Annotated in this window: 7 protein-coding genes and 2 riboswitches; of the genes, 3 read left to right on the top strand and 4 right to left on the bottom strand. The window is 45.6% G+C overall.

The features are described 5' to 3' along the window. Nucleotides 1-41: 41 nt before the first annotated feature. The 4 genes from A3860_RS09760 to A3860_RS09745 form a co-directional block, all read right to left on the bottom strand. On the bottom strand, nucleotides 42-1085 hold the full coding sequence (locus A3860_RS09760) for a PorP/SprF family type IX secretion system membrane protein (RefSeq protein ID WP_081146490.1): 1044 nt from the start codon (nucleotides 1083-1085) through the stop codon (nucleotides 42-44). Nucleotides 1086-1126: 41 nt separating this feature from the next. After that, complete coding sequence (locus A3860_RS09755) at nucleotides 1127-5539, bottom strand: PKD domain-containing protein (protein ID WP_158085192.1); 4413 nt, start codon at nucleotides 5537-5539, stop codon at nucleotides 1127-1129. A gap of 356 nt (nucleotides 5540-5895) precedes the next feature. Then, a complete protein-coding gene (locus tag A3860_RS09750) occupies nucleotides 5896-6318 on the bottom strand; it encodes a hypothetical protein (RefSeq protein ID WP_081146488.1) in 423 nt (140 codons plus the stop codon). A gap of 31 nt (nucleotides 6319-6349) precedes the next feature. Further along, a complete protein-coding gene (locus tag A3860_RS09745; RefSeq protein WP_081146487.1) occupies nucleotides 6350-7858 on the bottom strand; it encodes a carboxypeptidase M32 in 1509 nt (502 codons plus the stop codon). Nucleotides 7859-8138: 280 nt separating this feature from the next. Further along, nucleotides 8139-8399: riboswitch (cobalamin riboswitch) on the top strand. A gap of 116 nt (nucleotides 8400-8515) precedes the next feature. Between A3860_RS09745 and A3860_RS09740 the strand changes: the two genes are divergently transcribed. The 3 genes from A3860_RS09740 (at nucleotide 8516) to metE (ending at nucleotide 14754) form a co-directional block, all read left to right on the top strand. Next, entirely contained in the window at nucleotides 8516-9487 is a 972-nt protein-coding gene (locus A3860_RS09740) for a ribonucleoside-diphosphate reductase small subunit (RefSeq protein ID WP_081146486.1), read from the top strand. 81 nt (nucleotides 9488-9568) lie between these two features. Further along, nucleotides 9569-11941, top strand: coding sequence for a ribonucleoside-diphosphate reductase subunit alpha (locus tag A3860_RS09735; protein WP_081146485.1), 2373 nt, complete (start codon nucleotides 9569-9571; stop codon nucleotides 11939-11941). A 122-nt stretch (nucleotides 11942-12063) separates the two neighbouring features. Continuing rightward, nucleotides 12064-12275: riboswitch (cobalamin riboswitch) on the top strand. 157 nt (nucleotides 12276-12432) lie between these two features. Beyond that, on the top strand, nucleotides 12433-14754 hold the full coding sequence (gene metE, locus A3860_RS09730) for a 5-methyltetrahydropteroyltriglutamate--homocysteine S-methyltransferase (protein WP_143774037.1): 2322 nt from the start codon (nucleotides 12433-12435) through the stop codon (nucleotides 14752-14754). Nucleotides 14755-14799 lie beyond the last annotated feature (45 nt).

The raw sequence follows: 14799 nt of genomic DNA, 5'->3' as shown, positions 1-14799 counted from the left end.
TACCGCATATTGCTATGACTTTACAAGTCAACTTCACAGCTTTAAAATTTTGGACACAACATTTTGTATTCGCTACTATTATCCCTGTGCAGAAAGCCTATGTAGCAGAGTGACAATTCAAAACCACCACGGCCCATGCTGGCTGTTTTTAAGGGCGATACATTTACATCGTAGCTAAATGCGGTTGACATGTTGCCCCATTCTATTTTCAGCACCGGCACCAGCGCATCTTTCCATCGCAGGAACAGGCCGCCGCTGAGGGTATATGCAGGATTGCCATCTAAATCAGTGCCCAATTTATAAGAGTACAACGCACCGCCAATGGTTTCTGTATAGCTTCCCTGTATTGAATGATCGGCCTGTAAGGTAAAGGACGAAAGATCATCAAGGCTCCACTTAACGCCAATTGATGCCACGTATTTGGGGTTTAGCTCAATGCTGCGATTGCGGTAGAAAGAATTTTTCGGGCGGTTCAAATGATGATAGGCGCCACCAATGAACATGCTGTGTTCCTGTTCGGCGCCAAAAGTGGTATTGAAGCTCATGCCCACGCTTGCGTCCCAGGTGCTGTAATTGGGTGAAAGCATTGTTTCGCCGGTAGGAAGGCTGCCATCATAACCGCCACCGTTATATTGGGCATCGGTGGTGATCTTGGTGATATCAATGCTTTTGCGGATCAGTCCGCCCATAAAACCCAGCGACAGGTACATGTTTTTTTCATTGCTCAGCGATTTATGGTAGTTGAGCGCAGGCAGAATATGCGTTGTAGTAAGGCCTACGGTTCCGGCCTTATCAAAAACGGCCTGAATGCCAGTGGTTATAAAATCATTGCCCACGCCAACAGGCATTTTGTATTCTGCGTTCAGCGAGCCTGTTCTGTAAGCATTGGTAATGCTGTTCCACTGGTCGCGGTAAACACCCTGAATGCGATAGTCGCCGGAAAAAATGCCCGCCAGCGAGGGGTTGCGCAACAACGGTGCTTCGAAGAATTGTGAGAAATGTATATCCTGCCCGGCTGCGTTCAGCAGGGAGATCGACAATATTAATCCGGCAAAAGATCGTTTAAAGCTACGGCCGGTAATCATGTATAATGTTTTTAGGTTTTTATTGTTGGTTGAGTCAATCTTTATCGTACCAGCGCCACATTGCCTTTAACAGGAATGATCTGGGAATTTTCACATACAAACTCTATAATGTAAACATATACATCGGCACTGGCTGGTTTGCCTTTATAGGTTCCATCCCAGCCACCGGTGGGGGTACGGTCGTTGGCCATAAAATTCATTCGTTCGAATACCATTTCGCCCCAGCGGTTAAAGATGCGCATACTGTTCACCCGGGTAAGTCCAATACCTCGCGGGGCAAAAACATCGTTCACGCCATCGCCGTTGGGTGAGAATGTATTGGGAACAAAGTAGTTTAACCCGTTACAAACCACGGTGACAGTGATATCGCTTTTGTTGGTACAGCCATACTGGTCTTTTACCTGTACGGTGTACGTGGTAGTTTGTTTGGGATTGGCATAGGGGGTAGGGCAATCGGTACAGCTCAGGTTTTTAACAGGCGTCCATTTCCAGTTCACTACTTCGGGCCCATACGTTACCGGTAAGGTAATGCCCGTGCTTACAGGAATTACCGGGTCATTGGCAACCGTAATAGTGGGTATTGGTGGTTCATACAAATTTTTGCTGGTAGTGTCACTACAACCCAGTAGGTTGGTCGCCTGCAGATGTACCATATAATTTCCGCTCGACTGGAAGTTCAGCGAAATGTTCTGTGTTGTCAGCGAATTACTATTGCTCAGGGTCCATTTCCAGGCAATTGCAGTATCGGGTACGGTTAACATTCCCAGCAGGTTCAGGGTTGCATTCAAACAGCCAATGCTATCGCCGGCAATATAAGGATCAGGGGTGCGGTATACCCTGATGGTATCTGAAATGGTTTTGCTGCAACCCTGTTGTGTAGTTACCGATTGTGAAACGGTATAGGTTCCCGGTTGTTGAAACTGATGAATAGGGTCAACATCAGCAGACGTAGTGCCATCGCCAAAATCCCATGTTCTGTTAACCACAGGATCATTGCCAATGGTATAGTTGGTAAAGTAAACCACCCCTGAATCACAGAATTTTTTTCTGTCCATGGCAAAGAACGGATCGGCGCCAATTACCTTAATGGCTGGGCCGCCAACGCCGGCTATACAACCTTGTTTGTCGGTATAATTTATAGCCGGGGAGTAGAATGCCGGTGATTTATAAAAATGCTGGTAGGTGGTAGCCATACTGGTGTCGATTGTGCCATCGCCAAAACTTAGATTAAACTTTATATTGGGAATGGTGACAACCGAAAAGTTAACTGTCAGTTCATTGCAGGCGTCCAACGGGCTATAGTTTAATGTGGTAACAGCACCAGGATTGACTACGTGTACAGTGGCATTGCTTACTGAATCTTTACAACCCCCATAGCCATATACATACAACTTCGGCGTATAGTCCCCATAGGCATTATAGAAATGCGATGGGTTTTTAAGTGTAGAAGTAGATCCATCGCCAAAATCCCATTCAAACGATTCATAATTGCTTCCCAGGAATGTGAATTGGGTTTCAATGGGCGGGCAAATGGTAAGTGTGTCTTCTATATCAAATGCGGGAACAGGTTTTATGGTAGTAATATAATTTGCACGCACCACTGAATCCTTACAACCACCCTGGTCGGTTATTACCAGTTTAACAGTATAGGTGGCATTATTGCCTCCATAGCTGTATAAAGGGTCCTTCAACGCTGATGTGCCCCCATTGCCAAAATCCCAGAAATAGGTTAAACTTTTGCCAACGGATGCATCGGTAAACTGTACATTGGATGTGGGGCAAATGGTATCGTAATCTGACGTGAAATCGGGTTTGGGGGTTGAAATGAAAATAGTATCCTTCAGGGTAATGGTGTCAATACAACCCATGGCATCCTGAATGGTTAATTGCGGCCTGAACTCGCCGGTATCAGTGTAAATATGGCTGAAAGGAGCGCTGGTAAACGATTGCGTTTTGCCGTCGCCAAAATTGAATGTCCATTTTGTCAGTGTGGCAGCGCCGGTAGTTGACTGGTCATTAAAGGTGACAGTTGCATTTTTGCAACCTCCCGGCGAAGCGGCGGTAAATTTGGCAACGGGACCAGTTACTGTTACAATATTATTTTTTACAATGGTATCGGTACAGCCATTGATATCTGTTATAACCAGGCCAATACTGTGTGCTCCTGATGTGGCAATATTTGCCGTATAGGTTGCGCTGCCGGTTTTATAAGGGCCGCCATCTATTGACCATTCATATTTGTTGATGTATTGTGGGGTGTTGGTTGAAGAAATATTGAAATTCGCATTGCGGCATACCGGGGATGGAACGGTAAAGTTGGCCAGTTCCTTGATCAGTTTTACGATATCGGTATATGTATTGGTACATGTCCCGTTTGTTACACTCAATTTAACGGTGTAAATGCCATACGCATTATACAAATGCGATGGGTTTGTTAATGCAGAAGTAGGGGACCCATCGCCGAAATCCCAGGAATAAGATATTGCACCATATGAAGGATCTGTTCTTGATGAATCGCTAAATGGAACCGTAAGGCTGCCACAATTTATTTTATAGCCGAATTTAGCGATCGGCGGTTTTATATGTACAGTTTGCCCGGTACTCGTGAAAGGGCAACGGTTATTAAATGCCGTTAACTTTACAATAAATGTCCCCGAGTCAAGGTACTCGTGCGTTGGGTTTTGGATATTGCTACCCCCGCCATCGCCAAAATCCCATGACCACTCATCTACCGGCGGCGGTGTTAGATCTGTGAAACTTACGCCCGGCGATGCACAGGCATCTGAAGCCGACATACTGAAATTGGTGGCTGGTGGTGTTCCTGTTTTTACCCCGTCAATTTTGGTATCTGTAGCAGTACAACCCCCATTGGTAGTTACTGTCAGCTTTATTGTATACTTGCCTGTAGCTGCATACGTATGTGGTGGCTTGGGGTTTGTTCCAGTGATAATAGTTCCATCGCCAAAATCCCATGTATAGGTAGCAACTCCGTCTACTGCTGTAACATTAGCCGCGGGTGTGTAATTATAAGGTATACAACCGCCGGCAGGCACGCTGGTGATTTTCACCTTTGGTGCCTCAATTGTTACGACGGCCGGTTTGCTACCCTTTCCCTCACAACCTGAATTATCAGTGAACAAAATACTGACATTAAAATTGCCGGCCGAATTATAGGTATGCGTTGGGTTAGGTCCAGTGCCTATACCGCCGTCGCCAAAATCCCATACCCATTTTACGATGGGGGCAGGTGATGCATCCTGGAAAGTAACGTTTAAGGGCGCTTTACAGGAAACTGTATTGGATGCCGTAAAATTCACCAATGGGCTTGGGCGCACATAAATGTTTTTAACGGCTGAATCGCGGCAGGAAGAATAGGTATTGAAAACCTTTACCGTGTAATTTCCCGGGGTGGGGTACACTGTGCTGTCATTTGTATTTATTGATTGTTGCCCATTGCCAAAATCCCACACTGTTTTTTGTGGTGCTACCGACGAATTATTGACAAACCAAACTTTTGCATTCTGACACACCGTATCCGGCGCTTTAATGGAAGTGTTTGGCCCGTTCAGGGTAACCGGTTTGGTAATACTGCCCGAACAACCAAATTGACTGGTTGCTGTGAGCGTTACATTATAAGTACCGGTGGCGTTATAGGTGGTAGATGGGGTACTGCTGGTAGAAGTGGTGCCATTGCCAAGGTCCCATTGAAAGGTCATATTACCCGGACCGCTTGAATTGTTGACGAAAGTAATATTATAAGGCGCCTGGCACGATACCGGTTTGCTATTATCGAATTCAGCTTTAACACCTGATACAATACGAATATAGCGGTAGGCAGTGTTTGTATTTTTACAACCTGTGCTGCTGGTAACCGTAAGCATAACATTATAAAAACCGGTGTTATTATAAGTATGTAATGGGCTTTGGGCTGTACTGGTGCCGCCATCGCCAAAATCCCATTGCCACGATACAATACTGCCTGAAGTAGAAGTGCTGAGATCGGTAAATTGAATGTTTACCGGTACACAACCAGTTGTGATATTTGCAGAAAAATTGGCTGTAGGCGAGGGAAAAACGGTAATATAATTGGTTTTGGTAATGCCATTCGTTCCATCGGCATTGCGCACAACTAATGTAACGGTATAGGTGCCGGGTTGGGAGTATAAAACGCTCGGAGATTGGGCAGTCGACAGGGTGCCATTGCCAAAATCCCAGTTCCAGAATTTGGGGTTGCCGGTGGTTTGGTCCCTGAAAGTGACCGATAAGGGTGCGCAACCTGAAGTAACGTTGGCTGAAAAATCGGGCACCATTACCTGGGCAGCTCCCTGTAAGGAAAATAAAAAGACAAATGGTAAGCAAAACCATGATCTCAAAAGCATTCGCCGGTATCCCCTGGGGAACCGAACCGGCAGGCGCATCCGGTTAACACAGGGTGCAAGTTCAAATTTACTCAAGTGCAAAACTGATTTTATGGTTATAGGCACAACGCCCCCCATTGGCACAGAAAGACCTTACTTTATGCAAACCTTGTTCCCGGCAAATTATTTGAATGCGGGTAAAATATAATTTAACCAACATGGTTTTGCACAAAACAAATGATCAATTCTTAACCAGTTGTTGGGCAGTTCGTTAATCAGAGGTACCCGGATTGTGGTCTGAAGTATTTAAATAGGATATATAGGGTTGAAGCGCTTTTCTGTGGATAAGTTACCGGTTGAAAGGAATGGGGGGGTATGTATTTAACCGTTATTCGTCAACTTAAGTTATACGAAAAAATGGCAAGCCTCGTTGGGCTTTAGCCATTCCGGTTTTATTTTTTACGTAAGGTTAGTACATTGGTCCCACTGGATGTTGTCATTTCGGCTTTTACAAAATCCCAGTAACTGTCTTTGATCTTCCACACCCCGTTTAATTTTTTCAGCGGATCGCCCGCCGTTGGAAATTCGGAGGTTATGGTATAATCAGTACTATTTGCAGCCCAGGTTCCACTGGTAACAGAACTGTTTATGGTACCCGTTACCGTTCCATTTGAATCGAACTTAAAGGTATAGTTCAGGAACTGGTTGGAAATATTGTTACTGCCTTCAATATATTGTTCCACGATCCATTCCCCATTGGTGATGGCATCCATGATCATGTTCTCCACCTTCTTTTCAATGGCCTTTTTGCACGACAGGGAGAACAACAGGGCAATGCACCCAGTAAAGATCAGAGGTTTTAGCTTATTCATCATACAGGGTACTGGTCTGGTTTCAGATCAGATATTAAAATTTATAAATATCCTTGTATTTGTCAAGTAAATAACCCGTAAAATATTCAATATTGAGGGTTTCCCCGCATATATCTTTGCACAATTCCTCGCTGGTAAAGCGTCTTCCCTTCTGGTGCACCGCCGTACGCAGCCACTGCAGCAAAGGAGCGGTATTTCCCTGTTTTATTTGCCCATTTAAATCGGGAATAGCCTGATTTGCAAAGGCATAGAACTGAGCTGCATAAAAGCTGCCCAGGCTATAAGTTGGGAAGTACCCAAAGCTGCCATGGCTCCAGTGCACATCCTGCAGGCAGCCCTGCCTGTCGCCGGGCACCTGAACCCCCATCAGCTTGCGGTATTGCTCGTTCCAGTAACCGGGTATGTCCTGCACGGTCATCGATCCGCCGATCAGCAGTTTTTCCAGCTCATACCTTATCATAATATGGAAATGATAAGTTAGCTCGTCGGCTTCGGTGCGAATAAGCGATGGCTGTACCTTATTAATGCCTTTGTAAAATTGTTCCACAGAAACCTTACCCAACTGCTGGGGAAAATACTCCTGCAATACCGGCAGCCAGCGTTCACAAAACGCCCGGCTGCGGCCAACATGGTTCTCCCACAAACGCGATTGTGACTCATGAATTGTATAGGAGGCGGGTTCACCCAGCGGTAAACCGTATTCGCCCGGCGGCAGCCCCTGTTCGTACAGGGCGTGGCCCGCTTCGTGAATACAGCTCCACACCATATTACTGAGGTCATTTTCATCAATACGGGTGGTAATGCGCACATCCTGGCTGTTGAAATTGGTGGTAAAGGGATGTTCAGAAATATCCTGGCGGCCGGCTTCCATATCATAGCCCAGTTCTTTCACCACCTGTAACCCAAACTGCCATTGTTTATCTTTTGGAAAATGCTGTTGCAAAAAGCTGTCATCGGCGGGTTGTTGGTCAGCAATTTTCCCCAACAGGTCTTTCAACGGTTGTTGAATGGCCGAAAAAACGCCATCGAGCAATTGAACGGTGGCGCCTTTGTCGTGATCGTCGAGTAATGCATTATAAGGATGCTGCTCATAACCCAGCATATCGGCTTCCTGTTTTTTTAATTCAATGAGCCGGGTCAGGCTTTTGGCAAACACAGAAAAATCATTGGCTTTGCGGGCTTCCATCCAGCTGTGAAAGCTTTGGTTCACCGCTTCGGCCAGTGTGCGTACAAATGAGGAAGGGAATTTTTTTTGTTTGGAATAATCCTGCCAGGAAAGCTCCACGTTTCTTTTTTCATTAGCCAACAGGTTGTCGCCTGCCAGTAAATCCTGTAATTGCCCACCTAATTTTTCGTCGGTAAAGTACTTATGCGCTATTTCTGAAAGAGTGGCTATTTGCTGGCCACGCACCGGTGCTCCTTTGGGAGGCAAGTAGGTTTCCTGGTCCCACTGCAACACGGCGGCAGCATATCGCAGATCGGCGATCGTTTGCATGCCTTTAATATATTCATCATACAGAGATCTGGTGGCGGTATTTGTCATGTTCGATGAATTTAATGGTTATTTCAGGTTGCGAAAGTCGGTAAATTAAATCATACCCAAAAACCATGAATATAATAAGTGAACGTATCGTTATGCATAACCCGGTAGCACTCAATTTGTTTGCATGTAACTGATTCTTTTTCCATTGTTTGTGCGGCTTTTTTTAAGAAGGTGAATGGGCTTAATTCAAATACATTTAACATTGATAATAATTCTATTAACACCTGTGTAAAACTGTTTTAATAATTATTTCATCTGCGTACTACTTTCGTAACCGGTTCTTACAAATAATTGTTGCGGTGCCGGATGATTACTTCATATCAATCAGCCGGCTTAAAAGGGAACCGTGTGAAAATCACGGGCTGACGGGCAACTGTAAGTTGGGTGATTGGAAAGTTAACAGTCCTCATTCTTCAATAACAACCCAGTCATTAAGCTGATACTACAATGACCACTGCCAATGACCGGTGAAAGCCACATGGGCGGGAAGGTGTTCAGCAAACCAACAAGCCAGGAGACCTGCCGTTGACAAAATATGTTTGGAACTTTCCCGATAAGGTACCGGCAAATGATTGATGCTTCAGCTATTTCACGCGAAGTTATTGGAGTTGCTATCTGCTGTTGGGCCGCATTTTTTAAAAATTCTAACCATTTATCATGCAGTCCGAAAATGAAGTGTTGTTACAGGAGAACAAAGACCGTTTTGTAATTCTTCCAATCAAATATCCACGCATATGGGAAATGTATAAAAAGCATGAGGCCAGTTTCTGGACCGCAGAAGAAATTGATTTAAGTGGTGATCTGAAAGACTGGGCCAACCTCAATGACGGGGAACGTCATTTTATTTCGCATGTGCTGGCCTTTTTTGCCGCCAGCGATGGTATTGTAAATGAAAACCTGGCTGTGAACTTCATGAGTGAAGTGCAGTTGCCTGAGGCCCGCTGCTTTTATGGTTTTCAGATCATGATGGAAAACATTCACTCTGAAACGTACGCATTGCTGATAGATACTTATGTAAAAGATGTGAATGAAAAAGACAGGTTGTTCCATGCAATTGATACGGTTCCGGCCGTAAAGAAAAAAGCAGAATGGGCACTGCGCTGGATTGAACAGGGGAACTTCGCCGAACGTTTAGTAGCCTTTGCAGCAGTGGAAGGTATTTTCTTCAGCGGTAGCTTTTGCTCAATTTTCTGGTTGAAAAAAAGAGGGTTGATGCCCGGTCTTACATTCAGCAATGAACTGATCAGCCGCGATGAAGGATTGCATTGTGAGTTTGCCTGTTTGTTGTACAGCATGCTGCAGCAAAAATTATCGCAGGAGCAGGTATTTAATATTATCGGCGATGCCGTTCGTATTGAAAAAGAATTTATCACCGAAGCGCTGCCGGTTGATCTTATTGGCATGAATGCCCGGTTAATGCAGCAGTATATTGAATTTGTTGCCGACAGGTGGCTGAGCGAGCTGGGTTATCCGAAAATGTTCAATGCCAGCAATCCGTTCGACTTTATGGAAATGATCTCCCTGCAGGGTAAGACCAATTTCTTTGAAAAGCGGGTGGGTGATTATCGTAAGGCTGGTGTAAATTCCAGCAAAGAATCGCAACAGTTCTCGCTTGACGAAGATTTCTAGAATAATAAAAGCACCAATTCTTACAATCCAACATTCCGAAGACCAGAAATATTATTTGATAGCACTATAAACTCCATTAGCATGAACGTAATTAAAAGGAACGGGAAAAAAGAAACGGTAAAGTTCGATAAGATCACCGCGCGCATCCAGAAGCTGTCGTATGGATTGAGCCCGCTGGTTGATGTGATAGAAGTAACGAAGAAAGTGATTGAAGGTATTTATGATGGGGTTAGCACCAGCGAGCTGGATAACCTGGCTGCAGAAACAGCGGCTTCATTAACTACCAAGCATCCTGACTATGCCCTGCTGGCTTCACGGATCGCAGTAAGCAACCTGCATAAGAATACAGAAAAATCATTTTCTGAAACGATGCGCAAGCTGCATGACTATACTGATACCGCTACTGGCCGTAAAATGCCGTTGCTGGCCGATGAGGTGATGGAGATCATCGAAGCCAATGCCGAGTTGCTTGATAGCTCGATCATTTATGACCGCGATTTCGGGTTCGATTATTTCGGGTTCAAAACACTGGAAAAATCGTACCTGCTGCGCATCGATGGTAAAGTGAGCGAACGCCCCCAGCATATGTACATGCGCGTTGCCATTGGTATACACCTTGGCGATATTGAAAGCGCGGTAAAGACCTATAACTTAATGAGTGAACGCTGGTTCACCCATGCCACGCCTACCTTGTTCAATGCCGGTACGCCCAAGCCGCAAATGTCGAGCTGCTTTTTGCTGACCATGAAAGATGACAGCATCGATGGTATTTATGATACACTGAAACAAACGGCCAAAATATCACAAAGCGCCGGTGGTATCGGGTTGTCAATTCATAACGTACGCGCTACCGGTAGCTATATCGGTGGTACCAATGGCACCAGCAATGGAATCATTCCCATGCTGCGTGTGTTCAACGATACTGCCCGTTATGTTGACCAGGGCGGTGGCAAACGTAAAGGGGCTTTTGCTATTTACCTGGAGCCCTGGCATGCTGATATAGAAGGCTTCCTCGACCTGCGTAAAAACCATGGTAAGGAAGAAATGCGTGCACGCGATCTGTTCTATGCACTGTGGATCAGTGACCTGTTCATGAAACGCGTTGAGCAAAATGGCGACTGGAGCCTGTTCTGCCCCAATGAAGCGCCCGGCCTGGGCGATACATTTGGTGATGAGTTTGAAGCTCTGTATCATCGTTATGAGCAGGAAGGCCGCGCCCGCAAAGTTATTAAAGCGCAGGACCTGTGGTTTGCCATCCTGGAAGCACAAATAGAGACCGGAACGCCTTATATGCTGTATAAAGATGCGGCTAATAAGAAGAGCAATCAGCAGAACCTGGGAACTATCAAAAGCAGCAACCTGTGTACTGAGATCCTGGAATATACCAGCGCCGATGAAGTGGCTGTTTGTAACCTGGCTTCGCTGGCATTGCCCCGCTTTGTAAATGAAGGAAAATTCGATTTCAATAAATTATACGAAGTAACCTACCAGGTAACGCGCAACCTCAATCGCATCATCGATAATAACTATTATCCTATTGAGGAAGCAAAGCGTAGCAACCTGCGTCACCGCCCCATTGGCCTGGGTGTACAGGGATTGGCCGATGTATTCATTCTGCTGCGTTTGCCTTTTGAAAGCGATCTGGCGAAAGTGTTGAATAAAAATGTTTTCGAGACCATTTACTTTGCTTCCATGACAGCAAGTAAAGACATGGCCATTGAGCAGGGCGCTTATGAAACCTTTGCCGGTTCACCCTTATCAAAAGGTCAGTTCCAGTTCGACCTGTGGAATGTAGAACCAAGTAACAGACACGATTGGGAAACATTGCGCCAGGAAGTAATGAAGCATGGTGTTCGCAACTCATTGCTGGTAGCGCCTATGCCAACCGCTTCTACTTCACAGATACTGGGTAACAATGAATGTTTTGAACCTTACACTTCTAATATTTATGTGCGCCGGGTATTGAGTGGTGAGTTTATCATTGTAAACAAACACCTTTTGAAAGACCTGGTGCAACTGGGGCTGTGGAACGATACCATGAAGAACAAGATCATCGCGGCCAATGGTTCTATTCAGCAGATCGATGAAATTCCGGCCGACATCAAAGCGTTGTACAAAACCGTTTGGGAAATAAAACAACGTCATTTGATCGATATGGCTGCCGATCGTGGCGCCTTTATTTGTCAGTCGCAATCACTCAACCTGTTTGTTGATAATCCAACCGTAGCCAAATTAACCTCTATGCACTTCTATGCATGGAAGCAGGGCCTGAAAACCGGGATGTATTATCTGCGTACACAGGCTGCGGCCCAGGCGGTACAGTTCACCGTTGAAAAACAAGGCAGCCGTCAAATGGAGCCGGTTATGCCGAAGTCGGGTGATGGAGCCGATAATGACGGGCTCAATGGTGGCACCTGCAGCATGGAAGACGGATGTGTTACCTGCAGCGCTTAATTGTAACTTTCTAACCTACCATATATAATACAGGCCTTCCCGTTTCGCCGGGAGGGCCTGTTCGTTTTTAAAGCCCTTGCTTGTAATTCATTATTTGCTATCTTCGTTCCTTCAGTTCTTTACTTTAACACTTGTTTTTAGGTTATTCCGCTTCGGCGGAGTATTAAAAAGGAACCGTGTGTGAATCACGGGCTGTCGCGCAACTGTATGTTGTAATGAGGAATGCCATTCCTCATAACGCTGCATAATTAGCCACTGTATCAGGCCTCAATGGTATGGGAAGGCATGCAGCCAAACAATAAGCCAGGATACTTGCCTGAAAATTGAGACCAATGCTTTCGCGGTTCAAAAGCAGCAGTCAGGAGCAGTTAACCTCACTTTGCACCTCACATTGTAACTGTTTCTCTCTAACACTTTATCACGAAAGCATACACATTAAACGTAAAGACATTAATACTATTCATTAATGTTTCACTAAATGTTTTATGCGTATGCTAACACACAATCTTGGGTTCCCCCGTATTGGGGCGCAACGCCAGTTAAAAAAAGCCTGTGAACAGTACTGGGCAGGCAACATCAACAGGAACGAATTGGTTTTTGCCGCCAAAAAGATCAGGGAAGAAAACTGGTTATTGCAAAAGCAGGCCGGTATCGATATGATACCCTGTAACGATTTCAGTTTTTATGACCAGGTGCTCGATATGTCGTTGTTATTAGGGGTTATACCACACCGGTATACGCCCGTGGCAACCGACATTCCCCAGAATGCAGAAATAGACCTCTATTTCGCTATGGCGCGGGGTTATCAGCAACATGGCCTCGATATCACCGCTATGGAAATGACCAAGTGGTTCGATACCAACTATCATTATATTGTACCGGAGTTTATAGCTGCCCAGCAATTCCGCATTTTATCTGATAAGTTGTTTCATGAATTCAATGAATGCCAACGCGTAACAGGAACTACACCAAAACCGGTTCTCATTGGGCCGGTTTCTTATTTGTTGTTGGGAAAAGAAAAGCAAAGCGGCGAGGCTGCTGACAGCTCCTTCGATAAGATCGATCTGTTGAAACAACTGCTGCCTGTTTATATTGAGGTGCTCAAAAGGCTCGAAGAAGCAGGCGCTGAATGGGTTCAGCTCGATGAACCCTTTCTGGCAACAGACCTTACCGAAAAACAACAACAGGCTTTTCAGTATGCATACAAAGAGATCCGCAAACAGTGCAATCTGAAAATTTTACTGGCTACCTATTTTGAAGGATTACAGGAGAATACCAGCCTGGCGGCCAACCTGCCCGTATGCGCCCTGCACATTGATCTGGTACGCGCCCCGCAACAAATAGATGATGTATTGAAAGCTATTCCACCCAAAATGTCTTTGTCGTTAGGTGTTGTTGACGGGCGTAACATCTGGAAGAACGATTACAGCAGGTCATTGGCATTGATTGAAAAAGCCCGGGTGGCTATTGGCGAAGAAAGGATCATGCTGGCGCCTTCCTGTTCCTTGCTGCATTCGCCGGTTGACCTTGATGGTGAAACAGCTATTGATGCGGAGATCAGGAACTGGATGGCTTTTGCCAAACAAAAGCTGGGTGAAGTGACCGCCCTGAAGCAAATTGTGGAAGGGAATGCAGCACTGCTGGCGATCAATACAAGGGCTATTGAAAGCCGTCGCCATTCAACCCGTATTCATAAACAGGCGGTAAAAGACCGGGTGGCAGCTATAAAGGAGGCAGATGCGCAACGTAAGAGTGAGTTTACCGTGCGTCAGCGGATACAACAACTCCGGTTTAATTTGCCCTTATTTCCCACAACAACCATTGGCTCATTTCCTCAAACAGATGAGATCCGCCAGTTACGGGCTAAATTGAAAAAAGGGGAGTTGTCGCAAAAGCAATACGAATCAGAGATTGAAGAAGCAACCGTATCGGCTATTCGCGTGCAGGAAGAAATTGGGCTTGATGTATTGGTGCACGGGGAATTTGAGCGCAATGACATGGTTGAATATTTTGGCGAGCAACTCGATGGTTTTTTATTCACCCAAAATGGGTGGGTACAAAGTTATGGCAGCCGCTGTGTAAAGCCGCCGGTAATTGCAGGGGATGTAAGCAGAACCGGCGATATGACCGTAAAATGGAGCTGTTTTGCCCAGGCACAAACCAGCAAACTCATGAAGGGCATGCTTACGGGGCCCGTCACTATTTTGCAATGGTCGTTCGTACGCGATGATCAGCCCCGGTGGCAGACTGCCTTTCAAATTGCACTGGCCATTCGTGACGAAGTGATGGCGCTTGAAAAGGCAGGCATCAGGATCATACAGATCGATGAACCGGCTATCAGGGAAGGATTACCGTTACGAAAGAAAGATGGACCTGCTTATCTTGAATGGGCGGTAAAAGCATTCAGGTTGTCGGCAAGCGGTGTACAGGATGAAACACAGATCCATACCCATATGTGTTATAGCGAGTTCAATGACATTATGGAGCATATTGCCAAAATGGATGCAGATGTAATAACCATTGAAACAAGCCGCTCGCAAATGGAATTGCTGCAAGCTTTTGCCCACTTTAAATATCCCAATGAAATTGGGCCCGGTGTGTATGATATTCATTCGCCACGGGTGCCTACGGTGGAAGAGATGATGTATTTGCTCGAAAAAGCAGTGGCTTTGTTGCCCGTTAAAAACATTTGGGTAAATCCTGATTGCGGATTGAAGACCCGCCGCTGGACGGAGACTATTGCTGCGTTGAAGAACATGGTGCAGGCAGCGCAGGTTACCAGGGAGAAAGCACAGGAACCAGAAGCAGTGTAATAGATCGTGAAATGGCAAATGTGAAACGTGAATTGCAGCCCTAGT

Origin of the sequence: Niastella vici, assembly GCF_002077945.1 — a bacterium.
Classification (GTDB): Bacteria; Bacteroidota; Bacteroidia; order Chitinophagales; family Chitinophagaceae; genus Niastella; species Niastella vici.
This window is presented reverse-complemented; position numbering and strand designations above follow the sequence as displayed.